Origin of the sequence: Vibrio sp. J2-4, assembly GCF_021728155.1 — a bacterium.
GTDB lineage: Bacteria > Pseudomonadota > Gammaproteobacteria > Enterobacterales > Vibrionaceae > Vibrio > Vibrio diabolicus.
The window spans coordinates 1-26,572 of record NZ_JAKKCN010000009.1 but is presented as its reverse complement, the minus strand read 5'-3'; the positions used below and the strand labels follow the sequence as shown (position 1 = coordinate 26,572).

At 45.2% G+C, this 26,572-nt stretch carries 17 protein-coding genes, 1 tRNA gene and 1 riboswitch; of the genes, 6 read left to right on the top strand and 12 right to left on the bottom strand.

Translation table 11 applies throughout. The annotated features are described in order from the left end of the window. Nucleotides 1-7: 7 nt before the first annotated feature. From L3V32_RS22585 to L3V32_RS22545, 9 genes are all read right to left on the bottom strand, one after another. A complete protein-coding gene (locus tag L3V32_RS22585) occupies nucleotides 8-1,732 on the bottom strand; it encodes a GspE/PulE family protein (protein WP_074191841.1) in 1,725 nt (574 codons plus the stop codon). Continuing rightward, nucleotides 1,729-2,823 carry a lipopolysaccharide assembly protein LapB gene (locus tag L3V32_RS22580; protein ID WP_237285286.1) on the bottom strand — a complete coding sequence of 365 codons (1,095 nt, stop codon included), beginning with the start codon at nucleotides 2,821-2,823 and terminating at the stop codon, nucleotides 1,729-1,731. Before L3V32_RS22580 ends, L3V32_RS22585 begins: the two co-directional genes overlap by 4 nt. After that, nucleotides 2,820-3,665, bottom strand: coding sequence for an ExeA family protein (locus L3V32_RS22575; RefSeq protein ID WP_046873590.1), 846 nt, complete (start codon nucleotides 3,663-3,665; stop codon nucleotides 2,820-2,822). Before L3V32_RS22575 ends, L3V32_RS22580 begins: the two co-directional genes overlap by 4 nt. Before the next feature lie 44 nt (nucleotides 3,666-3,709). Then, on the bottom strand, nucleotides 3,710-5,353 hold the full coding sequence (gene mshL / locus L3V32_RS22570; protein WP_046873589.1) for a pilus (MSHA type) biogenesis protein MshL: 1,644 nt from the start codon (nucleotides 5,351-5,353) through the stop codon (nucleotides 3,710-3,712). 20 nt (nucleotides 5,354-5,373) lie between these two features. Next, nucleotides 5,374-5,706 carry an MSHA biogenesis protein MshK gene (locus L3V32_RS22565; protein WP_164666950.1) on the bottom strand — a complete coding sequence of 111 codons (333 nt, stop codon included), beginning with the start codon at nucleotides 5,704-5,706 and terminating at the stop codon, nucleotides 5,374-5,376. Further along, nucleotides 5,699-6,349, bottom strand: coding sequence for a type II secretion system protein GspM (gspM, locus tag L3V32_RS22560; protein WP_104974757.1), 651 nt, complete (start codon nucleotides 6,347-6,349; stop codon nucleotides 5,699-5,701). The genes L3V32_RS22565 and gspM overlap by 8 nt, the downstream gene beginning before the upstream one ends. After that, nucleotides 6,346-7,791, bottom strand: a complete 1,446-nt coding sequence (locus L3V32_RS22555; protein ID WP_237285283.1) for an MSHA biogenesis protein MshI — start codon at nucleotides 7,789-7,791, stop codon at nucleotides 6,346-6,348. The genes gspM and L3V32_RS22555 overlap by 4 nt, the downstream gene beginning before the upstream one ends. 11 nt (nucleotides 7,792-7,802) lie before the next feature. Continuing rightward, nucleotides 7,803-9,812 (bottom strand): RNase E specificity factor CsrD, encoded by a 2,010-nt coding sequence (csrD, locus tag L3V32_RS22550; RefSeq protein WP_237285282.1) that lies wholly within the window; start codon nucleotides 9,810-9,812, stop codon nucleotides 7,803-7,805. Between the two features lie 242 nt (nucleotides 9,813-10,054). Next, nucleotides 10,055-10,591 carry a single-stranded DNA-binding protein gene (locus L3V32_RS22545; protein WP_012841367.1) on the bottom strand — a complete coding sequence of 179 codons (537 nt, stop codon included), beginning with the start codon at nucleotides 10,589-10,591 and terminating at the stop codon, nucleotides 10,055-10,057. Nucleotides 10,592-10,868: 277 nt separating this feature from the next. Between L3V32_RS22545 and L3V32_RS22540 the strand changes: the two genes are divergently transcribed. From L3V32_RS22540 to L3V32_RS22525, 4 genes are all read left to right on the top strand, one after another. Continuing rightward, nucleotides 10,869-11,513, top strand: coding sequence for a LuxR C-terminal-related transcriptional regulator (locus L3V32_RS22540; protein WP_005397417.1), 645 nt, complete (start codon nucleotides 10,869-10,871; stop codon nucleotides 11,511-11,513). Between the two features lie 158 nt (nucleotides 11,514-11,671). Next, entirely contained in the window at nucleotides 11,672-12,544 is an 873-nt protein-coding gene (gene galU / locus L3V32_RS22535) for a UTP--glucose-1-phosphate uridylyltransferase GalU (protein WP_005397418.1), read from the top strand. 149 nt (nucleotides 12,545-12,693) lie between these two features. Then, the gene (uvrA, locus tag L3V32_RS22530) at nucleotides 12,694-15,516 is read left to right on the top strand and encodes an excinuclease ABC subunit UvrA (protein ID WP_046873583.1); all 2,823 of its coding nucleotides are present in this window, start codon (nucleotides 12,694-12,696) and stop codon (nucleotides 15,514-15,516) included. Nucleotides 15,517-15,583: 67 nt separating this feature from the next. Continuing rightward, nucleotides 15,584-17,365 carry a PglL family O-oligosaccharyltransferase gene (locus tag L3V32_RS22525; protein ID WP_237285281.1) on the top strand — a complete coding sequence of 594 codons (1,782 nt, stop codon included), beginning with the start codon at nucleotides 15,584-15,586 and terminating at the stop codon, nucleotides 17,363-17,365. 58 nt (nucleotides 17,366-17,423) lie between these two features. On the opposite strand, the gene L3V32_RS22520 is transcribed toward L3V32_RS22525, so the two are convergent. Next, nucleotides 17,424-18,545, bottom strand: coding sequence for an alanine--glyoxylate aminotransferase family protein (locus L3V32_RS22520; RefSeq protein WP_047009173.1), 1,122 nt, complete (start codon nucleotides 18,543-18,545; stop codon nucleotides 17,424-17,426). Between the two features lie 220 nt (nucleotides 18,546-18,765). Then, nucleotides 18,766-18,944: riboswitch (Lysine riboswitch) on the top strand. Between the two features lie 101 nt (nucleotides 18,945-19,045). Between L3V32_RS22520 and lysC the strand changes: the two genes are divergently transcribed. Then, complete coding sequence (gene lysC, locus L3V32_RS22515; protein ID WP_134648147.1) at nucleotides 19,046-20,398, top strand: lysine-sensitive aspartokinase 3; 1,353 nt, start codon at nucleotides 19,046-19,048, stop codon at nucleotides 20,396-20,398. Nucleotides 20,399-20,484: 86 nt separating this feature from the next. Here the strand turns inward: lysC and metH are convergent, their stop codons facing one another. Then, nucleotides 20,485-24,165, bottom strand: a complete 3,681-nt coding sequence (metH, locus tag L3V32_RS22510; RefSeq protein WP_237285280.1) for a methionine synthase — start codon at nucleotides 24,163-24,165, stop codon at nucleotides 20,485-20,487. 191 nt (nucleotides 24,166-24,356) lie between these two features. Here metH and L3V32_RS22505 point away from each other — a divergent pair, with 191 nt between their 5' ends. Beyond that, complete coding sequence (locus L3V32_RS22505) at nucleotides 24,357-25,688, top strand: sodium:proton antiporter (protein WP_053306797.1); 1,332 nt, start codon at nucleotides 24,357-24,359, stop codon at nucleotides 25,686-25,688. 763 nt (nucleotides 25,689-26,451) lie between these two features. On the opposite strand, the gene L3V32_RS22500 is transcribed toward L3V32_RS22505, so the two are convergent. Further along, a tRNA-Asp gene (locus L3V32_RS22500) sits at nucleotides 26,452-26,528 on the bottom strand. Between the last annotated feature and the right edge of the window lie 44 nt (nucleotides 26,529-26,572).

The window sequence follows — 26,572 nt, the reverse complement described above, 5'->3', positions numbered from 1 at the left end:
CACTTACCTATATGAAAATGGGATCAGTCTTACCAGAAGCGTCACCTTCACCTAGGGTCATCACTTCATCCAAGCTGACGGTGCCTTGCAGCGCCAGTTCCATCGCCGAGGCAAGCAGCGGCTTATAGTTTTCTGAGCGACGCGCGGCTTGGGCAAAGCCAACCGCATCATTGGCGCGCAGTTTATCCATCATTTCTTGCTCCAGTTCGAGCATTTCAAACACACCGATTCGGCCTCGATAGCCAGTCAAGTTACAGTTTTGACAGCCTGCACCTTTATAAAAAGTGGTGCCAACTTGGTTTGGAAAACGCCCAGCTAACCACTGTTGGCGTGAATCGTCTAGATGGTCTTCTGTTTTGCAATCTGGACAAACACGGCGAACAAGACGCTGCGCCACCACAGCTCTGACCGCACTAGCAACCAAGTAACCCGGTGCGCCCATATCGATCATGCGTAACGCACTGTCGACAGCATCATTGGTGTGAAGAGTGCTCAATACTAAGTGACCCGTTAGTGCAGCTCGTAGACCAATTTCTACCGTCTCTTGGTCACGCATCTCACCAACAAGAATGATGTCTGGGTCTTGACGCAAGAAGGTTCGAAGCACACGCGAGAAAGTCAGGTCGATCTTACTGTTTACCTGTACCTGAGTGATGCGAGGCAGGCGATATTCAACCGGGTCCTCTGCTGTAATGATCTTTTTCCCAGGTTCGTTGAGCTCACTTAATGCGCCGTAAAGCGTGGTGGTTTTACCTGAACCTGTCGGCCCCGTCACCAAGATCATGCCGTGCGGACGAGCCAACTGTCGACGTAAACGAGCAAGCAAATCTGGCGGCAAACCTGACTCTTCTAATGGACGCAAACCAGCAGACTGGTTAAGCAGACGCATTACCACGGACTCCCCGTATTGCGTTGGTAGCGTCGACATACGAATATCGATTGATTGACCACGCACTTTGATATTGAATCGGCCATCTTGTGGCAAGCGCTTCTCAGAGATGTCTAGGTGCGCCATCAACTTCAATCGAAGAACCAAAGCCGATGCGATATTCACTTCATTCAGGATGGTTTCATGCAGTACACCATCAATACGCTGACGTAAGCGCAATATCTGATCGTCTGGCTCAATATGAATATCCGATGCCCCGACTTGTACCGCATCTTCAAACATGGAATTAACCAGCTTTACAACGGTAACTTCCTCACTGTCGGTTCCATCAATACCGTAATCGAAGCTTTGCTCGTCTTTATGCTCTTCATGCAACTGTTCCGCGAAAGAAGCGATCTCTTTAGTGCGGCGATAATAGCGGTCAAAGCTTGAAATGAGTTGGCGCTCTGAAGCCACAATGAACTCAAGGTTGTATTCACCTAGCAAATTCATCAGTGACTCTTGGATGAACAAATCTGCAGGGTCACTCATAGCAACGCGCAACGTGTCCCCATTTCGAGCAACGACCATCGCACGTAAGCGACGTGCGTGTACCTCAGGTAGAATCTGTACCGCTTCCGCATCCACAGGGGCACGACCAAGATCGATCAATGGCAAACCAAGTTGTTGGGACAAGAAGTCCAACATTTGCTTCTCAGTAATAAAGCCGAGATCAATTAACGCATCGCCTAGCTTCTGCCCGGTACTACGTTGTGCGTTTAGTGCTTGCTGGATTTGTTCTTCAGAGACGATGCCTTCTTCAACCAGAAGATCGCCTAAGCGTTTTCTCAACTGAATTTTCATTGTGCATTCTCCAGCTGTTTCAAGATGCTCAAACGGTCACGAATAAACGCTTGCGATTGATTCGAAATGCCAACTTTACCCAGAGCTTGGTTGTAAGAGTTGATCGCGGCGGTAAACGTCAGCGCGCGCTCTTGTTGAATCGCTAAACCTAGCCACCAGCGCGCATTTTCCGGCTCACGTTGAGTAAGGAGTTGATAACTCTCAAGCGCAATATCATTCTGCTTGTGTTTTTGTGCCAATGCCGCACGCATCGCCAAGTAATCTCGACTTGGTATTGGAGGCAAATGCACAAGCGGACTCAGCGCCGCTTCAGGTTGATTAGCTTTCACTAACAACTTAGACAAGGCCAAACGAAGTACTTGGTTGTTCGTGTCAAGGTTGATCCCTTCTTGGATAATCTCATACGCTTTACGCGTGTCGCCTTTGCCAAAGTACAACGCCGATAATTTTTGACGCGTGTCTGCATTCATTGGCTCATACCGTAACGCCTCAGCATAAGCCGACAACGCCGTTTGCATATCGTTAGCATCCAGTGCTTTTTCCGCTCGGCTAACCGCTTTAAGAGATAACTGGCGGTGCGTCAGCTCAACCTGCTCAATACGCATTGAACTGTTTTCTGCTGTCGTGCGGGTTACGTGATTAGATTGCTCATCGCTTGGCATCGTTGCCACTTGCGCGAGTAGCACTGCATCTTCAGAGACCGCATTTACCTCCGCTCTTGGCGTGAACCTATCAGTCTCTGGCATATGAAGCTGTTGCGCAGCCGGTTGTATCACTGGCTTCGTGTAAACCACATGGGCTGTCTCGGGCGTCATTTTACTCGTTGGCGAATGAGTACTCTCTGATGATGTGATTGACGAAGCATTCACTGACGACAATGGCATGGTTTCTGTTTGAGCAGATGAAAGCTCGCCTGAAGGGATAGGACCGCGAGAGACCGCCCAGCCGCCCACCGCAAGGCTTAACGAGAAACCAGCAACGAGCCAAAGCCAAGGTTTACTGCGTGAAACGTTGGGAATGTCCGCACGAGTAAGCTCTGACGGTGATGTTTTTTCAGCGAGTTCTGATAATGCTTTATTGATGGCACTCAAGGTTGACTCCATCCCCAAAATACGGGTGTTTTAAACTTAGGTTTACGGGCATCAAACGTATCGTGCATAGCTGCGTAAACGTGATGATTTTTTAATAGTGTGCAACGATCATTAAATGCCGCAAGCAACGACTTGTGGCTAATTTGGTTGATCAAACGTGGAATCCCCATGGATGAACGCCAAATCGCTTTTTTCTGCTCAATAGAAAAAATGTGCGCTCCATTGCCTGCCTTGTCTAAACGATTATTGATGTAAGCCACGCCTTCATCGATAGAAAGAGGACGCAGCTGACAACTAAACGTAATACGTTGACGAAACTGCCTTAGCTCGTGGCTGGCTAACCGCTCATCCAACTCAGGTTGTCCGAATAATACCAGTTGAATGAGTTTATCTTGTTCCGTTTCTAGGTTACCGAACAGACGCAATGTTTCTAAAGCTTGTGGAGAAAGAGCTTGCGCTTCATCGACGATCAAGACGGTTTTCTTTCCCGCAGAATGCACTTGAATCAGGTGTTCTTGAATGAGAGAAACAATACGTAGCGGGTCATCGTTCTCGATGCCTAACTCTCTGGCGACAGCAAACTGCAACTGCTCTCCATTCAAAACTGGATTAGGTAAGTAAATCAGCTCGACTTCAGATTCAATCTGCTCAATTAACTTACGACACACCATGGTTTTTCCGGTGCCGACTTCTCCCGTCACCTTAATCACTCCTTCTCCCATTTGCACAGCGGCTAAAATGGTTTGGATCGCCTCATAGTGAGGGACTAACCCCAAGAACATCTCTGTGTTTGGGGTTAACGAAAAAGGCTGAACTCGAAATCCAAAATGTGACAAGTACATACTCGAATCACAAACTCATTGAAAAACGGAACCTTTCCCCGCGCTTATTGCGCATCTGGGAACCACTCTTGCAGCAGATCACGAGAGCGCTCTAGCTCTTTCTGCCAAGAGTTCACACCAACTACGGTCGGTTTTAGCAAGATGACCAATTCTGTTTTCTCAGTCACGTTATTTACGTTGCGGAACAAATGCCCCAATGCGGGCACATCGCCTAAGAATGGGACTTTAGAAACAAGCTCACGATTTTGCTGTTTCATCAAACCGCCGATAACCACAACATCGCCATCTTTAGCACGAATAACCGAGTCTGATTCACGAATAGAGCTTTTTGCCAATGGCAATTGGATGTTTTGGAACTCACCGCCCAAGTTCAATTTCTTCACTTCTTCCGAGACTTCAATAACCGCAGGGTGAACATGCAGGAACACATTGCCTTTGTTATCAATTTGCGGAGTCACATCGAGAGAGATACCTGAGAAGAATGGTGTCAATTCCACTTCTGGAACGGCATTTGAATTTTCACCGTTGCCTGCATTGCTCGATAGCTCGGTAACAAAGTACTCATCGGTACCCACTTTGATGACCGACTTTTGGTTGTTGGCAGCGGTAATACGAGGGCTCGAAAGAACGTTCAAGTCACCTTGTGTAGACATAAAACTCAACACAGCATTGAAGTTGCCATCAGAGATAGTCACGTTGGTTTGGCCGCCCAATAGCGTGCCAATCGCATCCAACGGTGGTAATGCCGACGCAGGGCGGTTCACTACGACACTACCCGAGTTACCAATTGACGCCGATAAGTTCGACCAGTTGATGCCTTGTTGGTAGCCATCATTCAACGTCACTTCTAGAATTTTAGCTTCAAGAATGACCTGACGCTGCATGCGCTCCTGCGATACACCTAAGAACTCACGGACTTCTCGAATATCATCTGGAAACGCTCGAACCGTAATCACTCCTGCTTGAGGTGTTACGACAACGCTTTGTCCTTTGCCTGAACCAATTAGATTCGCAACGGCTTGCTGCAGCATCGGCCAGAAGTCACTTTCAGTGATGGTTTCGATGCGCGTACCGCCCGTAGAAGTCGTCGAGCTATCGCCGCTGTTACTTCCATTGTCAGAGTCTGATGAGTCAGAACTGTCTGAGCTACCGCCAGAATTAGACGTACCAGCCGAGGTCACTGAGCCCGTGACAATGCTCGTCAATGATCGACCAGAGCGTTTGAACTGGAGGTAATCAACAGGAATGGTTACCGTACGCATACCAGCAGGGTAGATTTGAATAACTTTGCCAGACTTCACCACATCATAGCCATACATGTTCTGTACAACGCTCAGGACTTCATCCAACGTAACATCTGACAAGTTGACGGTGATATTACCTTGTACCGCTGGATGAATCGCCACGCTGTACTCAGTGCCTTTGACTAGCGAGGCAAAAAAGCTTCGTGCATCGACCGCATTCGCTTGAATACGGAAACGCTTCGAGGTGCCTTGCTCTGAAGCAACATTCGAGTCTAAGTTAGGCATCAGGTCCGCTTCGACAGAAGAAGGAATTTCTTCTAACGTGCGGCTGTTCGCTTGATTGATAGATTCATTGAGCGCTTCTTTAACTTCCACTGGGTCACGATGACCCATTGAACATCCCATTAAAGAAGCAATCGTTATTCCTACAACTAATTTGCGCATATCTGATCAGGCTCTGGTTATTATTTTTTTACGTTTAAACCAAAAAGCTCTAGGTCCCACTGACGGTTACCACGCTTTAAAGTTACAAATTCACTATTAATGCTCGCGACGCGATAACCCTTAAATAGCTCGCCTTTTTCAACAAGCTTGTTATCCATAATCGCGACACAAGCAGTACTTGGCTTACACACAATACTGTTGAGCGTAGGCAGTCGGTACTGTTTTGCTTTTGGTTTCGCTGGCGTTTCAACCGCAGGCTTTTCCCAGCCAAGTGGTGCCGTTGGATCTTGGTTCGCCCAAGCGGTTCCTGCCGCAGCCATGACAAGCAATGAGATGATGAGTTTTTTAACCACCAATAAACTCCTCTCGAGATCCTAGTGTGTAGACTTCCAACACAAGCTTCGCTTTCGGGTACTCTTCGACTTTGTAACTAAAGCTGCGCCAATAATAACTGGCAGGAAGGCTCTCCAATTTATTTAGGTAATTGGCAATAGAAAAGTAGTCGCCAGTCAGCTCCATACGTACAGGGTGTACGTAGTAACCAGAGTATTGCGATGCTTCTTTATCTTCCGTAATTGGCTCAGATGGCAAAGTTTGCAAAGACAAAAGGTGAATGCCACTTTGCTGCTCTAATACATTTTCCAGCAGCTCAGCCATTTGCGAAGGTGTAATAAGGTGTTCGATGATCTCCGCTAGCTGCATCGAAAGGTGCTGACTTTCTGTTAGCAGGTTAGATATCGCGCGATCAATCTCAGCGTTTGGATCTTTCTTCAGCTGCGCTTGAATACGTAGCGTGTCGATTTCAATCTTTTGATTGGCTTGCTTTAAATTGCTTAGTTGCCTCTCATTACTGATGATCTCGTTAAGCTTTGGTTCCAGTACCAGCGTAAAAAGCAACATGATCACGACAACTAAACCACACAGCGCGATGAGCACTTTTTCACGCGCGCTCATTTCGCCAAAGCGCTCTTCTAATGAGAGCCAGAATTCGTTCATTTCTCTTTATCCTCGCGCGTTTTTAGCTCAAACGTCACAATATCCTTATCATTTCGGCCAATTTTGACGTCGTCAAATGTCCGGCCAACCAAGCTAATCTCAGTTTTAAATTGGTTAACCCAACTTGGTACTGAGCTCGGCTTTTTCGCCAGTCCCTTCAGATCTAAGGTATGGTTATTGATTCGAATTTCGGACAAAGAAATTTCTTGGTTTCCTAGCTTAGCTAATGATTGCATCACGCCAGAGTAACCCGTGCGCTGCGAGTTATCGTATTTCCCGACGGCTTTAAGCGAGTCTCGCTTCGCCTTGACTTCACGCTCTAAGCGGGCTTTAGCTGCCAGCTTATTATTGTCGGGTTGATGCTTACGTAGTTTGACTTGATAGCGTTCAAGCTCTGACTTCATGATATCGCCTTTGCTTTTTACAATAGCAATTTCATCTTCTAAACCACTGCTCTGCCAAGTCACATAGCCGTAAGAGAGTAGAATGGCCGCAGCCGCGATACCCCAAGATAACGCGATATTTCTTAGTGTCAGGAGCTCTTTTTTCGGCTTTAAGTAATCAGGGTATAAGTTAACGCGTCGAGTATTAGAAGCCGCAGCAGCATCTGCTAAAACGTGTCCTGATAACTCATGTTCTGGTGGTAATAACGGAGAAACTTTAGTGCTTAAACGGTAGTTCAGAGACTGAACAAGCTCACTCTCATCCTCCTCATCACAACACACTTTCAATTGATGCAGCTGCACATGGCGCAACTGAGAAGAAAGATAATCAATCGAACGTTGCAGTTCTAACGAGAGGCTATCCATCTGTAACTCGCTAGACGGAACCCCCGTTAACGGTGGCGTCACACTTCGAATCGAACGATGGAACGCGATAGTATTTTCGACAAAAGCGCTAATACGGAAGTGACCACGCACACTGCGTTGTAATAATAGGAAGTTACCTAGTTCACCTGCGGTCTCTCCCCAAATGTCGTCTTCAGGAAGAATAGCTTCTAATGGCAACTGGGCGCGACTGGCCAGTAACACGATCTTATCCAACATTTTTCGTGATAAGACGTAAGCTTGCACTTTGGTTGAATTGGGTAGCTCTACCGCATCGGCAATGATGTCAACGGCACGCTCAGAGATCAGTTCTTTCAACAAAAACGGTAATGCTGCAGGCCATTCTTGGCGCGGCATGACAGGTTTGTCGATTTGATACATCTGATAATAGTTATGAGAAAGGACAACCGTTAGAGAATCATACGCACTCGCAGCAACGCTCAATGCTTGCTCTACGGCTTTCTCCCAATTGGATTCAGAAATATCAAATTGGTATGGGCGGCCACTTTTTATTGAAGATGATAAATAAACGGCGTCTGGCTGAATAACCAAAAAGCAGGAACGACCACCACCAGATGATCGTTTGAGCTTGTCGAGTAGTGCTTTGAAATCCATGATTATTATCTTTATTTTTTACGCCAGCGATTTCGTCTTCCCAATTTCACTTGGGATTCTGATTGAGAACTTGGCAATGCTTGTGGACGAGGAAGAAACTGCTGCTCTGCAGAGAAGTAGCGCCCTTGCCCACCATAAACCCCGAGTTCAATTAACGTGTTGAGCTCGTTTTGATTCTCAATTCCCACTGCTATGATTTTAGTTTTACTGTTTGCCGCGGCACCTAGCATGCTGCGGACAAATAGCTGGTTCTCATGTCGCTGGTCGATTTTTGCTACTAAACTGCGATGAAGTTTAAGGTAACGAATATCCACTTCTTTTAAATAGTGAGTGCTGACGATGGTTCGTCCAGCCTGCCCAACCATTAAGTAGCACCCTAAACCGGCCAGCATTTTAGCGACTGGTCGCATAAAGTCTAAGTGTCTTACAAATTGTGCTTCAACAAACTCAAAACTGAGACACTTTCTCTGTTCACGTGACAACTGTAAGAGTTCATCACGAAACCATTTAAAGTACTCTCGGTTAGAAAAAGGCGTTACATTCAAATTGAGCGCATACGATCTTGAGTTATCAAAATTATCCTTAAATTCTCTTAAGAATTTATTAATAACTGACTTATCCATTTGCGCTTCATAACCAACCTGTCTGATCGCAGAAATAAACCGAGACGCTTTAACAATACCATTCTCAGGATCGCGAATCCGGCATGTTAACTCTTCATATAATGATTTTTTATGCGTCGCGTCACTTATTGGGTGCACAGATTGTGCGTAGAGTATCACATTTTCTGGTGTAAGTGCTGTGTCAAATAACGTTCTCCACCTCACACTTCCGCGAGCTTCTTCATCGTGGTTCCATTTTTTGAAGCGACTCCAATTATTGTTATTTTGTAGTTGCGCACTACGCAAAGCTGTCTCTGCCTCATCGATGATTTGGCTGTGTCGCTCACCCTCTTTATAAGTAGTGATGCCTATATGGCACCAGTTGTCTGGGTCGAGTGGCTCTGGCGGAATTAATTTTTCTAACTGGCGAATGCATTGTGATGCCAAATTAGCCACATCTTTGGCACTTTGATGCGGCAGAAATAACGCAAAATCAGCATCGTAATAACGAGAAAACACAACATCAGGGTATCGCTGAACTAAGTTGGATAATAAACTCCCAACTTCAACAATAAACTCATCCGTAATTTGCTTATCTTGCTCTTCTTCAACCAGTTTCCAGTCTTGAATACGTACTAGCAAAACGGCGCCGCGAGCCCCACTTTCTAGTAACGCCGATTCCAGTTTGCTATCAAACAGCACTCGATTGGCTGTACCTGTTAACTTATCAAGGAAGGTTTGAGTTCGAATAAAGGTATCAAATCGGCTTCGCTCTTGACGCGCATCTTGTAACTCTTCAATTAATACATCGAGCGCTTCACTGGCAGTATAAGGCCATTCTTTTTTGTCGCCTTTTGCATACTGCTCTACCCGACCAGCAAGGATCATCCTGCCTCGCTCTTCGAGCATTTCAGAGCCTTCTAATTGCTCCTTAAGCCACGCAACGCCGCGCATTAAACAGAAGATGATCAAGATAACGGCAAGCGTGATCGACCAAAGCGCCTGCATTGAGTAGCTGTAACCTAAGTAAGGCGGGATCGCTTTAAAATGAATCGTGTAATCTTGATTGTGAGTCAGTTGGTATTCTGTCTCAAACAAGACTGACGCTTCCATTTGATGAGAAGTATCTTTGAAGCGATAAACAACCGCATTGTTGGTCGACAATGTCATTTCGACAATATTGGAAGCCTGCAGCATTTTCGGCATCCAGCGCTGCATAGAATAAGCAGCGTCAGGATCTTCCATCTCCTTGTCGACCACCTCTACGATCCCTTCTAAATAATGGGTGAGATATTCCTGCCCAAGACGTTTAAAAGAGAGGGTGCCACCGACAAACAAGATAAACATGGCGCAGATGACGATCATGGTGACAAAAGCCACCAGCCGTGTGCTTAACTTAAGAGTTGGGGTATACCTCATGAATACCAAATTCCTTTTTTATTCATCATATACCTTATTGAAATATTTATACTTGATAAGAGTTCATCAAACAATCGGATTCGTCTGATAGTGAGAGGCTGGAGCATAAAGAACATCACACTCATTGATAAGTTTTATTGTTACGCCTAACCTTGCTGAGATAAGCCTTTGAGATCATTAGATAGTGACAATAAAAAAGACCGCGATATTCGCGGCCTTTTCGATTCAAGCATAAGCAGAATTTAGAACGGGATATCGTCGTCAAAATCCATTGGTGGCTCATTGTACTGCTGCTGTGGTTGCTGCGGAGCCTGCTGTTGTTGCTGTTGCTGAGGCGCATTGTACTGCTGCTGAGCTGGTTGTTGAGGCTGACCCCATCCACCTTGCTGCTGCTGTTGACCGCCCATTGGTGCGCCGCCACCTTGACCACGACCGCCAAGCATTTGCATCACGCCGTTGAAGCCTTGAACAACGACTTCAGTTGAGTAGCGATCTTGACCGCTTTGGTCTTGCCATTTACGCGTTTGCAGTTGGCCTTCAATGTATACTTGAGAACCTTTACGCAAGTACTCACCTGCTACTTCCGCAAGTTTGCCGAACAACACAACACGGTGCCATTCCGTTTTTTCGCGCTGTTCGCCAGTCGCTTTATCACGCCATGAATCAGAAGTCGCAATAGTAATGTTTGCTACTGCACCGCCGTTCGGCATGTAACGAATTTCAGGGTCGTTACCTAGATTCCCCACCAAAATAACTTTGTTAATTCCACGGCTGGCCATGATGTGCTCCGTTTCACTCTGGATATATAAAATTTTAGCGCATTAGAATAGCACGCTTTAATGTTTTGATTAAAGTCTAATACCATTGTGATCTAATGAGTCACCTACTAGAACCCAAATCGCATTTCAACTTACGCATGTAGCATTTTTGATTCGCGTTGCAGACATCGTTTCGTGAAGCTTTGAATTCGAACGCATTTATTCAGTAAAGCTATGGTTATAACCTCTCTTTAATGCCAACTTATGGCCTTTATTGAACACTGGGAGATTTGAACACGTGAGAAAGTCGGCTTACGCAAGAAAGCTATTTCTGATCAGTATGGAAGATAATGCGCAAAAAAAGGTGGCAGCACTCGAAAAGTACATTGATATGAGCATCCCGGTGATTTCAACCGAAGCACTCATGGAAGCTAAGCCACAGCATCGTAATAAAATCCTACTGATCGACTTCAGTGAACATAAATCACTCGTTCAATCGATCAAAAACTTACCGCTGGTATGGAAGAACTTTGAAACCGTTGTGTTCAATGTCCCTAAAAGGCTGACCACGGATGAGCTGCTTTCATTTGGTCAATTAAAGGGGCTGTTCTATTCCGAAGATACGCTAGAGCAAATTGGAGAAGGATTAAAAGGCATTGTTAACGGTCAAAACTGGCTGCCGCGTAATGTAACCAGTCAACTTTTACACTATTACCGTAACGTCATTAACACTCATACTGCCCCAGCCACGGTAGACCTAACCATTCGCGAGCTGCAAGTACTGCGTTGCTTGCAAGCTGGCGCCTCAAACAGCCAAATGGCCGAGGAATTATTTGTCAGTGAATTCACCATCAAATCGCACTTGTATCAGATATTCAAAAAGCTATCAGTGAAGAATCGCGTTCAGGCAATTGCTTGGGCAGATCAAAACTTAATGTCATGATGCGATGCCGCGACTCTTATGACTAAAATGACGAGTCGCTCATCTTTTTTCCGCACTAAGTCTCACACTTTTTCCTACTTTATTCATGATTCATTGACGCCTCTCGTGTTAAAGTTATGCGCAGATTCTTGATAATAACGAGATAGGATATTCCCCCAATGATTAAAAAATGTCTGTTCCCTGCTGCAGGCTATGGCACTCGCTTCTTACCGGCAACGAAATCTATGCCAAAAGAGATGATGCCAGTCGTGAATAAACCGCTTATTGAATACGGCGTTGAAGAAGCAATTCAAGCTGGTATGAACGGCATGTGTATTGTGACAGGTCGTGGCAAACACTCTATCATGGACCACTTTGATAAGAACTACGAACTAGAACACCAGATTAGCGGTACCAATAAAGAAGAGCTATTGGTAGATATCCGTGAAATCATTGAATCTGCAAACTTCACTTACATCCGTCAACGCGAGATGAAAGGCTTAGGCCACGCGATTCTGACCGGGCGTGAACTGGTGGGTGACGAACCATTTGCCGTCGTTCTTGCTGATGACCTTTGTGTCAACGAAGAAGAAGGCGTGCTAGCTCAAATGGTGGCGCTATTTAAACAGTTCCGTTGTTCTATCGTTGCCGTACAAGAAGTCCCAGAAGATGAGACTCACAAATACGGCGTTATCTCTGGTGAAATGATCAAAGATGACATCTACCGCGTAGACGACATGGTAGAAAAACCTGAGAAAGGCACGGCACCAAGCAACCTTGCGATCATTGGTCGTTACATCCTGACTCCCGATATTTTTGAACTGATTGAAAACACAGAGCCAGGTAAAGGTGGTGAAATTCAAATCACTGACGCGCTACTTAAACAAGCAAAAGCGGGCTGTGTCTTGGCTTATAAATTCAAAGGCAAACGCTTTGACTGTGGTAGTGTTGAAGGTTACATCGAAGCAACCAACTACTGTTTTGAAAACCTTTATCTAAAAGATGAAAAAGCCTCTGAGTTAGGTAAACACGCAACACAAAAAGCGGTATAAAGCATCGTCGTAGTACGAAATTATTGTTTCTAAAGCCCGGCATTATGTTGGGCTTTTATTCTTACTGTTTTTTTATCCAGTAATTTTCTTTGCACATTTCTCACACTATGTAATACTTGCCCCACTTGGTTATACATAGAGCAAAAACGATGGATAAAATAGAAGTTCGCGGTGCCCGAACCCATAACCTCAAAGACATTAATCTTACAATCCCTCGCGATAAACTGATTGTCATTACTGGACTAAGTGGCTCCGGTAAATCCTCTCTCGCTTTCGATACATTGTATGCAGAAGGCCAACGACGCTATGTGGAGTCTCTCTCTGCCTACGCTCGTCAGTTTTTGTCTCTGATGGAAAAACCCGATGTAGACCATATTGAAGGGTTATCACCCGCGATTTCTATTGAACAGAAGTCTACTTCTCATAACCCGCGTTCAACCGTCGGTACAATTACCGAAGTCTACGACTACTTACGTCTGTTGTATGCTCGTGTGGGTGAACCCCGCTGTCCAACGCACCATGCCCCTCTTGCCGCACAAACCATCAGTCAAATGGTGGACAAAGTTCTGGAGATGCCAGAAGGCAGCAAAATGATGCTGTTGGCCCCTATTGTCAAAGAGCGTAAAGGTGAGCATGTTAAAACGCTTGAGAACCTGGCAGCTCAGGGCTTTATTCGTGCGCGTATTGATGGAGAGACATGCGATCTATCTGATCCTCCAACGCTAGAGCTACATAAAAAGCACACCATTGAAGTCGTGGTAGACCGCTTTAAAGTTCGTCCCGATCTGCAACAGCGCTTAGCCGAATCTTTTGAGACCACGCTCGAGTTATCAGGCGGAATTGCGGTTGTCGCGCCAATGGATGGCGACGGTGAAGAGATTATTTTCTCCGCCAACTTCGCTTGTCCACAATGTGGTTACAGCATGCAAGAGTTAGAGCCGCGACTTTTCTCATTCAACAACCCTGCTGGTGCATGTGGCACTTGTGATGGTTTGGGTGTGCAGCAATACTTCGATCCAAGCCGAGTAATTCAAGATGATTCATTAAGCTTGGCACAAGGTGCGATTCGCGGTTGGGATCAAAAGAACTACTACTACTTCCAAATGCTCACCTCATTGGCCGATCATTATGGTTTTGATCTCCATGCACCTTTTAATTCTCTGCCAAAGAAAACGCAAGATGTCATTCTAAAGGGCTCTGGCCGCACTGAGATTGAGTTTAAATACATCAACGATCGTGGCGATATTCGCGTTAAGCGCCATCCATTCGAAGGTATTCTGAATACCCTCGAACGTCGTTATCGTGATACAGAATCCAACTCTGTCCGTGAAGAGCTTGCGAAATACATCTCCACTAAATCTTGTTCAAGCTGTGGTGGTACTCGTCTGCGCCTTGAAGCACGTAACGTGTTTATTGCTGATACGACACTGCCTGAGATTGTTGAACTCAGCATTGCTGATGCATTGGAATTCTTCCATTCCTTGAAACTGGAGGGTCAACGCGCCCAAATCGCTGAAAAAGTGATGAAGGAAATCAACGATCGCCTGCAGTTCTTGGTTAACGTTGGTTTGAACTATCTGAACCTGTCTCGCAGCGCCGAAACGCTCTCTGGTGGTGAAGCACAACGTATTCGTTTAGCAAGCCAAATTGGGGCGGGTCTCGTTGGTGTGATGTATGTTCTGGACGAGCCGTCGATTGGTCTCCACCAGCGTGATAATGAACGCTTATTAAAAACGCTCACTCATTTGCGCGATTTAGGCAACACCGTACTCGTGGTAGAACACGATGAAGATGCTATTCGCTGTGCGGATCATGTCATAGATATCGGTCCTGGCGCTGGCGTACACGGTGGTCATGTTGTCGCGGAAGGCACCATGGAAGAGATAATCGCAAATCCGAATTCTCTGACAGGTCAGTACTTAAGTGGCGTTAAAGAAATCGCAGTACCGAAAGATCGCACACCGCGAGATCCGAAAAAAACGGTTGAGCTATTAGGCGCAACAGGTAATAACCTTAAAAACGTTAATCTTTCAATTCCTGTTGGGTTATTCAGCTGTATTACAGGCGTATCTGGTTCAGGTAAATCAACGCTGATTAATGATACTTTCTTTAAAATTGCGCATACCCAACTTAACGGAGCGACAACGGCTCAGCCTTCACCTTATAAATCGATTAAAGGTTTAGAGCACTTCGACAAGGTTATCGATATCGATCAAAGCCCAATTGGTCGTACACCTCGCTCCAACCCTGCTACTTATACGGGGATCTTTACCCCAATCCGTGAGCTGTTTGCAGGCACACAAGAGTCGCGTTCTCGCGGTTACAAGCCTGGACGTTTTAGCTTTAACGTACGCGGTGGTCGTTGTGAGGCCTGTCAGGGTGATGGTGTCATTAAAGTTGAAATGCATTTCCTACCAGACGTTTATGTGCCATGTGATGTATGTAAAGGTAAGCGCTACAACCGTGAAACACTTGAAGTACGTTACAAAGGCAAAACCATTGATGAAGTGCTAGAAATGACGGTCGAAGACGCCCGAACGTTCTTTGAACCCGTACCTGCTATAGCACGTAAGCTACAGACTCTAATGGATGTTGGCTTGTCTTACATTCGCCTAGGTCAAGCGGCAACGACACTCTCCGGTGGTGAAGCTCAGCGTGTGAAACTAGCGAGAGAGCTATCCAAGCGTGATACAGGAAAAACCTTGTACATTTTGGATGAACCAACAACCGGCCTGCACTTCCATGATATCCAGCAGTTGCTCACTGTATTGCACAGACTTCGCGACCACGGAAATACTGTCGTGGTGATCGAGCATAACCTAGATGTCATTAAGACTGCGGACTGGATTATCGATCTAGGACCTGAAGGGGGACAGGGTGGAGGCGAGATAATCGCTCAAGGCACACCGGAAGATGTGTCGCAAATCGAGGGTTCGCACACAGCTCACTTCCTTAAGCCTATGTTGAAGTAGAAAAAACAGGTAAAGTACCGAGACCAGCAAGTGCTGGTCTTTTTTCATTCAAAACAACGCAATAACTATGGCTACTATACATGTAAGTGGAACAAAGCTTTCTCCCGAAAAAGTACAGGTTCCCCTCAATCGCAAGTTTCTCATTGCCTTGGCAACACTATTTGTGTTGGCAATGCACTTTTTCATGCCCAACCCCGGCGGTTCGGGGCTTTCGCTTTCGTTCAATGCGACAACTTGGATTGCTTTTAGCTTTGCATTAGGCATTGGGTGCTACCAACTCGCGAATAATCGAGCGCTACGTTACTCAAAATTAACCATCGGCTTGTTCATTAGTGCTCTTATCATGACGGTGCCCATTCTGTACCCAAATGCGAATAGCAGTTTGGCAGCCAACAAGCTCATTGGTCTGTGGTGTGGCGTCCTGTTTTTTATTGTCTTACAACAATTTCATTTCAGTAATAAACATCGCCAACGCCTGTTATGGTTCATTGTCCTTGCGGTTGTTATCGAAGCCATTTTTGGTCTGACACAATATCTGTATCTCAAACCAGGCAATCCGTTTGGTTACGACACGGTGGCCAATCGTCCTTATGGTATTTTCCAACAGCCCAATGTAATGGCCAGCTTTCTTGCGACAGGATTGGTGATTGCCAGCTATTTACTTACACGTCAGCCCTACAAATACGACCGTAAGTTAAGCGATGTTTACCTTCTCTATGCCGTGCCAGTTTTAACTTTACCACTAATTGTGGCGTTGGCTTCACGCACTGGTTGGTTAGCCTCGGTCATCGCCGTGTTGTTGGTCATTCCATACATGTACCGCTTTGCAACCAAAGGGCGCTTTATCCGCTGGGTTACGTCGCTTGTAAGTGGGCTCTTACTCTCAGTAGTTGTCATGCATCTTGCCTTTCCTGATGGAGGTGGGTTAGCCGCAGAAAAAGTAAATATGGAGTCTCCTCGAGCGTATACTTTTCCGCAAACATTAGACATGGTGATTGAAAAGCCTTTTACTGGCTATGGATATGGCAAGTTTGAATCTGAGTACATGCTGTATACGGCTCGTCAACATGCCCTAAATGAGAATTACCCAGCTGGTTTGCCAGCCATGGATCATCCGCATAACGAGCTACTTTACTGGGGAGTAGAAGGTGGTTTGCTGCCAATACTCGGCATCTTCTTAGCGATGGCACTGGTACTGTATCGAATCTATCAAGCCAAACGCGGAACTCGTCTTGCGTTGCTGGCCTTGTTTATACCTATCGTATTGCACTCACAACTGGAATACCCTTTCTACCACTCTCTCGTACATTGGTTGATCTTCGTTATCCTGCTGTACTGGGTCGATCAGCGCGTCTCTCGTTATCGACAAGTCGGCTTTAGTAATGTGACCAAAAGCTTGCTGCGAGTCTTTAGTTTGGTAATTCCCGTTACGTTTACGTTTTACATGGTAAGCGCATTGCATACGAACTATGTATTGACGAAGTTTGAGACCACTAGGCCAACTAACCCTGATATTCTGAATCAAGTCAGTAACCCTGTAGTTTGGAAAGACAGGTTTGATTGGGATGTCTATAGCACGTTTTTAAACATTGGGCTGTACCAACAAGACGCAACCTTGATTCAGCCTTATATCGATTGGTCGCTAAAAATCATCAAAGATAAGCCTCGCCCTGCATTTTATAATAATTTGATTTTGGCCTACCAAGGCTTAGATGACTCAAGTAAAGCGGAGCAAATCAGAGCTGAAGCGCAGTTTTTGTTCCCGAAGATTGATTTCAGTGACGTCAATTACCGACCACCTTCTCAAGCAATCTCTGCCTCACCAGCACCCACTTCAGGTGCAGAGTAATAAGTACAAAAAAGCGAAGGGATGACCTTCGCTTTTCTTTATCTCATTGCGGTATAGTTTATTCAGTGAGTGACTCTTCTAATGCTTTTAAGCACAGTGCAACGTTTTCAGGTCGAGCGCCGTAACCCATTAAGCCAATACGCCACGCTTTACCGGCTAATGCCCCGAGGCCTGCACCAATTTCTAGGTTATAGGTTTCTAGCAAGTGAGCACGAACTTTTGCTTCATCAATTCCTTCAGGCACGTAAATCGCATTTAATTGCGGCAAACGATGAGCTTCGTCCACAACAAATTCAAAGCCTAACTTTTGTAGGCCATTTTTGAGTTTTTCATGCATCAGTTGGTGACGAGCCCAAGCGTTTTCTAATCCTTCATTTTTCAGTATCAATAAAGCTTCATGAAGCGCATACAAGCTATTAACTGGCGCCGTATGATGGTAACTACGCTTGCCTTCTCCACTCCAATACCCCAAAACTAAACTCTGATCGAGGAACCAACTCTGTACTGGTGTTGTTCTTGCTTGAATCTTTTCAATCGCGGCAGGAGAAAACGTCACTGGTGAGAGCCCTGGTACACATGACAAACATTTTTGACTGCCAGAGTAAACCGCATCCAGTTGCCATTCATCCACTTTTAACGGCACACCACCAAGTGACGTCACCGCATCAACAATAGATAATGCATTATGCTGTTTCGCCAGCTTACCCAATGCTTGAGCATCACTGACTGCACCAGTTGAGGTTTCCGCATGCACAAAAGCAAGAATTTTTGTATCTGGGTGCTGTTCGAGTGCTTGCTCGACTTTATCAATGGAAACAGGCGTCCCCCATTCATCATCGACGATAACAACTTCACCACCAGCACGGACGACATTTTCGCGCATGCGTTCACCAAATACACCGTTACGGCAGACGATCACTTTATCGCCTTCCTCGATTAAGTTTACAAAGCAGGTTTCCATCCCTGCACTACCTGGCGCTGAAACTGCAATAGTGAATTCATTGTCAGTTTGAAAGGCATACTTCAATAGCTGCTTGAGCTCATCCATCATACCGATAAACAGAGGATCAAGGTGACCTACCGTAGGACGGCTTAGTGCTTGTAACACTTGAGGATAAATATCAGAAGGACCAGGTCCCATTAAAATACGGTGAGGTGGAATAAAGCTTTGGATCGACATGTCAGCTCCTTGATTATCTTTTATCCTGAGCATTCTAAAAGTTCTATTCAATAACATGGCTCAGGTGTAGGGTTCTTCACCCTAATAGATTTTTCCTCTATCAGCAATTAGCCGTAAGTATGGAGGTCAAACCAGTGTCACAAAATCGTTAATAAAAAACACCATAAAGGTTGAAATATTGATTGACATTAAGGCCTCAAAACCGTTCAATGTTTGAGCTTTATGTAGAAGAGGAGCGCTACCCAGGTAGATGATTTGTGGAACCGCAATTCCAACACCAATCATTGAGGGGGAGTAGTGCCGAGGTAAGTCAAAGTTGCAGGATTTGACTTGTCGGTTGAATTGGGCTGAATCCCATCAACTGTCATCAGCGCAGTCTGATGAAGGGCTTCTGAGGGTAAATTTTTCAAATAGCATTCTAAATACCTCTCTTTTTGCTCTGTTCCTTTTCTCACTAAACATTGGATGTACAATTTTTTAGGAAGTCGTGGGAGAACGCAGTGAGCGCATTTAACGTAGCTAAATTCGGTGGAACCAGTGTTGCCAATTTTGAGGCAATGAGTCGTTGCGCCACCATTATCGAAAACAATCCAAATACTCGCCTGGTCGTGAGCAGCGCTTGTTCTGGCGTCACCAACCTATTGGTGGAACTTGCCAATGGTGTACAGGATCAAACGCACCGTACTGAGCTGCTGCAAAATCTGGCCAACATTCATGACGCCATTTTAACTCAGCTCGAAGACAGCACGAAAACTGCTGCCGAGGTGTATGGCATATTAGATACCGTAACCAGCCTGGCCGAGGCTGCATCTATCCAAGCTAGTGCGAAGTTAACCGATCATTTAGTCGCATGTGGTGAACTCATGTCGACGCACATTCTAACTCAGTTAATGTGTGAGCGAGGCATTCAAGCAGTGCGCTTTGATATCCGCGATGTGCTGCGTACTGATGACAACTTTGGTCGCGCGGAGCCAAACATTGAAGCAATTTCGACGCTTGCGCAAGATAAACTCGTACCACTTTGCCAACAATCCGTTGTTGTTACTCAAGGCTTCATAGGATCTGACGAAGCAGGTAATACAACAACACTAGGTCGAGGAGGCAGCGATTACAGCGCCGCCTTAATTGCTGAGAGCGTCAAAGCGGCAGGGTTAGAAATCTGGACTGATGTACCGGGCATCTACACAACAGACCCGCGAATTGCGCCAAAAGCCTCACCAATTCCCGAGATCAGCTTTAGTGAAGCTTCAGAAATGGCTAACTTTGGCGCTAAAATCCTTCACCCTTCTACGCTAGTACCCGCATTGCGCCACGACATTCCGGTATTTGTAGGGTCATCGAAAGAGCCAGAAAAAGGGGGCACTTGGATTCGTCACCAAGCCGAAAGCTCGCCGTTGTTCCGTGCGCTAGCTTTGCGTTGTAACCAAACCATGGTAACGCTACGCAGCGCCAACATGTTCCACGCATACGGCTTCTTAGCAAAGGTTTTTGAGATCCTTGCAAAGCATAAGATCTCTGTCGATTTGATCACGACATCTGAAATCAGTGTATCGTTAACACTTGATCAAACCGATACATCCGGCGGCGCGCCGCAGCTGCCGCAAGCTGTACGAGAAGAGTTAGAAGAGCTATGTAAGGTAGAAGTTGAACATGACCTATGCCTCGTTGCTCTCATTGGTAACAACATGAGTGAGAGTAAAGGCTACGCGAAACAGGTTTTTGGCACGCTAGAAGACTTTAACCTACGCATGATTTGTTATGGCGCTAGCCCTCACAACTTATGCTTCTTGCTCCATGAATCGGTATCGAAACAAGCCATACAAAAACTCCACACCGAGTTGTTTGAGAAGTAAGTTCAACTCAATAAAACAAAGGGCTGCGTATCTGCAGCCCTTTGTTGTTTCAATAGTTGTTACATTTGAACGAGGTAAACATCAATTTAACCGTTAATGTTTGGCCCTAACCATTTTTCAGCCTCGATCCTATCCCACCCTTTGCGATCGGCGTAGCTCTCTAGCTGATCTTCTTGGATCTGTGCGATCGCAAAGTAACGTGAGTCAGGATGAGAGAAATACCAACCAGAGACTGACGCGCCCGGATACATTGCATAGCTGGACGTTAGAGTCATGCCAATATTCTCTTCCACATTAAGTAGCTCCCAAAGCGGTCCTTTTTCAGTATGCTCAGGACACGCTGGATAACCTGGTGCAGGGCGAATACCTTGGTATTTTTCACGAATGAGATCATCGTTAGATAAATCTTCATCCGCAGCATAACCCCAAATTTCTTTACGGACACGCTCATGCAAATACTCAGCAAACGCTTCGGCTAGGCGATCCGCCACCGCTTGAATCATAATTGCGTTGTAATCATCTCCCTGTGCTTTGTATTCATCAGCAAGCTCTCGTTCACCAATACCACCAGTGACAGCAAATGCCCCTATCCAATCATGTTTACCCGACTCTTTAGGTGCGATGTAGTCGGATAAACAATAGTTGAATCCTTTTGGTTTCTCGGTCTGTTGTCGCAAGTTACGTAATACTTTCACAACGTCGGTACGAGTTTCATCAGCATAAACTTCAATGTCGTCCCCCACGCTCGCAGCAGGGAATAAGCCACACACTCCACGCGCTTTTAACAGGCCTTCTCGCTCAACTCGATCAAGTAACTCGTTGGCATCTTCGAATAAACGTTTTGCTTCTTCACCAACTTCTTCATGTTGGAAAATTGTTGGATACTTACCCACAAGTGACCAAGTCATAAAGAATGGTGTCCAATCGATGTATTGACGTAATATAGCCACATCAAAATCATCGAAGATATGAATCCCAGGCTTAACAGGCACTGGAGGAGTATAAGCTTCCCAATCGATCGCAACTTTATTCGCTCGAGCCGCTTCTAATGTCACTGGTTTCGTTCTCGGTTTCTTTCGATTATGTTGATCACGTACTCGTTCGTAATCAGCTTCAAGTTTTTCAACAAATTCAGGGCGACGTTCATCTGACAATAGAGAAGTACATACGCCCACTGCACGTGAGGCGTTGTTCACGTAAACCACTGGATGCTTGTAATTTTGCTCAATCTTAACTGCTGTATGGGCTTTTGACGTTGTTGCACCACCGATGAGAAGAGGTAAGTTAAAGTCGAGACGCTCCATCTCTTTTGCAACATGCACCATTTCGTCTAATGAAGGCGTGATCAACCCTGATAAACCAATAATATCGACGTCCTCTTCTTGCGCTACTTTTAAGATCTTTTCGCAAGGAACCATGACACCAAGATCTATAATTTCGTAGTTATTGCACTGCAATACAACGCCAACGATATTTTTCCCGATATCATGTACATCACCTTTGACCGTCGCTAGCAAAATCTTACCGTTTGTTTGTCCCACCTGCTTTTCTGCATTGATGTAGGGCTCGAGATGCGCTACCGCTTGCTTCATCACTCGGGCCGATTTTACGACCTGAGGAAGGAACATTTTACCTTCACCAAACAAGTCTCCGACGACGTTCATCCCATCCATGAGTGGGCCTTCAATCACCTCTAATGGCTTTGAAGCATTGACACGTGCCTCTTCGGTATCATCAACGATAAACTCGGTTATTCCTTTCACTAACGCGTGTTCTAAACGCTTTTCAACAGGCCAAGTTCTCCACTCAAGTGCAGAGGCATCCTCCTCTTTACCTACCCCTTTGCCTGCATATTCCGCCGCGATATCTAACAATCTCTCAGTGGCGTCATCACGACGGTTAAGAACGACATCTTCCACAGCCTCACGCAATTTTTCAGGCACGTTATCGTAGATTTCTAACTGACCCGCATTCACAATCCCCATATCCATACCATTTTTAAAACAGTGATAGAGGAACACCGCGTGAATCGCTTCACGTACATAGTTATTGCCACGGAAAGAGAATGAGACGTTAGAAACACCACCCGAGATCATCGCATGTGGTAAATCACGTTTGATATCGCCAACGGCTTCAATGAAATCCACCGCGTAGTTATTATGCTCCTCGATACCCGTAGCAATGGCAAAAATGTTTGGGTCAAAAATGATGTCTTCTGGTGGAAAGCCCACTTCATCAACGAGAATTCGGTAAGCGTTGGTACAAATTTCAACTTTGCGCTCACGTGTATCTGCTTGCCCAATCTCATCAAACGCCATCACAATCACAGCCGCACCATAACGGCGAATCAACTTAGCTTGTTCAACGAATTTCTCTTTGCCTTCTTTGAGAGAGATCGAGTTAACAATGCCTTTGCCTTGGATGCACTTAAGGCCGGCTTCAATAACCTCCCACTTGGAAGAGTCGACCATGATTGGTACTTTTGAGATTTCAGGTTCTGACGCACAAAGGTTTAAAAATCGAACCATACAAGCTTGTGCATCCAACATGCCTTCATCCATGTTGATATCGATAATTTGAGCGCCATTTTCAACTTGTTGACGAGCCACATCGAGCGCTTCATCGTACAGCTCTTCTTTAATCAAGCGTTTAAAACGCGCAGAACCAGTTACATTCGTACGCTCACCGACATTGATAAATAAAGAGTCTTTATCAATGGCAAGCGGCTCTAAGCCAGACAAGCGACAAGCAACGGGAAGATCAGGTAATTGACGAGGGGCGATATTTTCAACCGCGAGTGCCATTTGGCGAATGTGCTCAGGAGTTGTACCACAGCACCCACCAATCAAGTTTAAAAAGCCACTTTGAGCCCACTCTTGAACATGCTTAGCCATATCTTCTGGCGATAAATCGTATTCGCCGAATGCATTCGGAAGCCCGGCATTTGGGTGAGCGGAAACAAAAGATTCTGATATACGCGAAAGCTCTTCAACATAAGGACGAAGCTCATCTGGGCCCAGCGCACAGTTCAAACCAAACGAAATCGGTTTAACATGACGTAATGAGTTGTAAAACGCTTCTGTAGTTTGACCTGATAATGTTCTACCAGAAGCATCAGTAATAGTCCCCGAGATCATCACAGGTAACTCAATACCCATCTCTTCAAACACACTTTCAACAGCAAATGAACAAGCCTTAGCGTTAAGAGTATCGAAGATGGTCTCGATAAGAATAAGGTCAGAACCACCTTTAATCAGCGCTCGAGTCGATTCAGAGTAAGCCTCAACTAACTCGTCGAAAGAAACATTTCGATATCCGGGGTCATTTACATCAGGAGAAATAGAACAAGTCCGGTTCGTCGGCCCTAAAACCCCTGCGACATAACGCGGTTTATCGGGTGTTTTTGCGGTCCATTCGTCTGCAACTTCACGTGCAAGCTTGGCAGCTGCAAAGTTAATTTCTTCACTTAGGCTTTCCATCTCGTAGTCAGCCATCGCAATGGTTGTTGCGTTAAACGTGTTGGTTTCGAGAATATCTGCACCCGCTTCTAAATATGCAGCGTGAATTTCCTTGATAAGTTGAGGCTGACTTAGAACCAACAGGTCGTTGTTACCCTTTAGATCACAATGCCAATCCGCAAAGCGCGTTCCTCGATAGTCTTGCTCTTCAAGTTTGTATCCCTGAATCATGGTTCCCATACCACCATCAATCAAAAGAATACGTTGCTTCAATTGAGCTTCAATCTGTTGTCTTACATTACTTCCCACAGTACAACCTCATTCCTTTAGTTATCATTCCATCCTATCACACAAACTTCAGGAGTCTAGACGTCTAAACGTGGAATTAATGATTATTTTATCTCCTTCTTAACTTACAAAATAATCGCGAAAAAATGTTTGCTATTTAAGCAGCATCAGTCGAGAATCCCATTCATAAAATGTTACAAATAGAGAGCTCTATGTCGGTCTATCATACTTTATGTTTTCTATCCGCAGCTGCAATGCTAATTGCTTTTGTAAACAGCAAGATAGGAAAGATGCAAACCACCATTGCGATTACCGCAGGTTCAATGGTGCTTTCACTTCTAATCTTAATTGCAGGTCAAAACAACTGGTTCCACCTCACCGAAATTGCGACAGAAACGGTCACAAGGATCAACTTTGAAGATTTCTTGCTCAAGGGCATTCTTGGCTTCTTACTATTTGCGGGTGGATTAGGCATCAAACTCCCGAACCTTAAAGATCAAAAATGGGAAATTACCGTTTTGGCTCTCGGAGCCACCCTATTTTCCACTTTCTTTATCGGGTTTGCGCTCTACGGATTCTGTCAGTTAATTGGCATCCAATTTGATTTGGTCTACTGCTTACTATTTGGTGCTCTAATATCGCCAACTGACCCAATCGCTGTATTGGCTATAGTTAAAAAGCTCGATGCTCCCAAACGTATCTCCACCCAGATTGAAGGAGAGTCGCTCTTCAATGACGGCTTCGGTTTGGTTATCTTTGTCACTCTATTTACGATTGCATTTGGTACTGAGGCACCAACTGTAGGTAGTGTCACCTTACTCTTCATCCAAGAAGCTATCGGTGGTATCACTTATGGTTTCGTCCTCGGTTTGCTATTCCACTACTTAATCAGTGCCACCGATGATCACTCAATGGAATTGTTACTTACCATTGGTGTCCCAACGGCAGGTTATGCATTTGCTGAATACATCCATGTATCAGGCCCACTCGCGATGGTTGTATCCGGTATTATGATTGGCAACTGGACACGCTTTATCGGCTTTTCAAAAGAGAGTGAAGACCACCTTGACCACTTTTGGGAGCTCGTCGATGAGTTCTTGAATGGCGTGTTATTCCTACTGATCGGTATGTCGATGCTGCTATTTGAATTTCACAAAGAAGACTGGATCATGATGGCTATTTCAGTCCCTCTTGTACTAGCAGCTCGCTATCTAAGTGTATTTCTTTCTTACATAGGCTTTAAACGTTACAGAAAATATAATCCATGGTCAGTGCGTATTTTGACGTGGGGCGGTTTACGCGGAGGCCTGGCGCTAGCGATGGCACTTTCTATTCCATCTGGTATTTGGGTGATTCAAGATAAGTTAATCGATGTAAAAGAGATTATTCTTGTAATGACCTACTCCGTCGTTGTTTTCTCTATCCTCATTCAAGGCTCAACAATCACCCCAATGATTGAAAAAGCAAAAGCAGAAGAGAAAAAGATGGAAGAGAACAACCAAGCAATAACCACTCCGGAACATACGGAGCCAGTGGACTCTTAAAGACACGTAACTTAATAGATAAAAAGCAGCTACCTAGCTGCTTTTTTCATAACTAATTTTCAGACTCCCCTTCAAGGACGAATGCTCCTTATTCTTTGATATACCTTCAAATATACTAAGAATCGCTACGCTACATTTTCATAGATACTAACTATTGCCGATAGATAGTATTCATAGACGAGCCTTTTAATTTACCCATTTTCATCTGTATCACTTCTCTTCCCTTGGCAATATAGGCTCCTCGCAAACATCAAAGCTAAACTTCCACAATACTTAGCAATGAGCGAGTTTGTATTTTTATAGAGAAAGAAGCATTGAGGATGATTGCGAGATCACTCCCCCAAACGGGCTTGAAATCCCACCAAACTAAGGTCTGAGCTAGCACTCAGGTTGTTCAAGCCCTTAGCAGAAGTTTAGAGTCCTCATACTTGATCTCAGCGACACTGAACTTATATTCAAAGTTGTTCTGTTTTCGAGATAGAAACAAAGCGACACCTCGAACGACTAAGTTCTGTCACATAGCTAGATATTTCTAATATGTTATAGAGGAATCTTTGGTAAGCACGTGCTGGTACTCAAAACGAGAGCTCGAGACTGTCATCAACTAGTTCATGACAGGGCTTAGAAAGCATAGCGAAGAGGGAAGTCTGCCTCTCGATGCAAGGTATGTCGATGCAAGGTTTCAATATGGAAATGGGGTTAAGGTAAGTCGGGTAACCAAAACGAAAAAAGCCCCAGTCTTTCGACTGAGGCTTACTATAAGTGGCGGAGTGGACGGGACTCGAACCCGCGACCCCCGGCGTGACAGGCCGGTATTCTAACCAACTGAACTACCACTCCGCAGTGGTATCACTCGCTTGTAATCAGCAAGTGTCCAAAATTTA

Bases quoted from the DNA above. Each gene is read 5' to 3' on its own strand.
- L3V32_RS22585 (WP_074191841.1), bottom strand. From the start codon at position 1,732: ATGAAAATTCAGTTGAGAAAACGCTTAGGCGATCTTCTGGTTGAAGAA.
- L3V32_RS22575 (WP_046873590.1), bottom strand. From the start codon at position 3,665: ATGTACTTGTCACATTTTGGATTTCGAGTTCAGCCTTTTTCGTTAACC.
- mshL (WP_046873589.1), bottom strand. From the start codon at position 5,353: ATGCGCAAATTAGTTGTAGGAATAACGATTGCTTCTTTAATGGGATGT.
- gspM (WP_104974757.1), bottom strand. From the start codon at position 6,349: ATGAACGAATTCTGGCTCTCATTAGAAGAGCGCTTTGGCGAAATGAGC.
- L3V32_RS22555 (WP_237285283.1), bottom strand. From the start codon at position 7,791: ATGGATTTCAAAGCACTACTCGACAAGCTCAAACGATCATCTGGTGGT.
- csrD (WP_237285282.1), bottom strand. From the start codon at position 9,812: ATGAGGTATACCCCAACTCTTAAGTTAAGCACACGGCTGGTGGCTTTT.
- L3V32_RS22545 (WP_012841367.1), bottom strand. From the start codon at position 10,591: ATGGCCAGCCGTGGAATTAACAAAGTTATTTTGGTGGGGAATCTAGGT.
- galU (WP_005397418.1), top strand. From the start codon at position 11,672: ATGATTAAAAAATGTCTGTTCCCTGCTGCAGGCTATGGCACTCGCTTC.
- uvrA (WP_046873583.1), top strand. From the start codon at position 12,694: ATGGATAAAATAGAAGTTCGCGGTGCCCGAACCCATAACCTCAAAGAC.
- L3V32_RS22525 (WP_237285281.1), top strand. From the start codon at position 15,584: ATGGCTACTATACATGTAAGTGGAACAAAGCTTTCTCCCGAAAAAGTA.
- L3V32_RS22520 (WP_047009173.1), bottom strand. From the start codon at position 18,545: ATGTCGATCCAAAGCTTTATTCCACCTCACCGTATTTTAATGGGACCT.
- L3V32_RS22505 (WP_053306797.1), top strand. From the start codon at position 24,357: ATGTCGGTCTATCATACTTTATGTTTTCTATCCGCAGCTGCAATGCTA.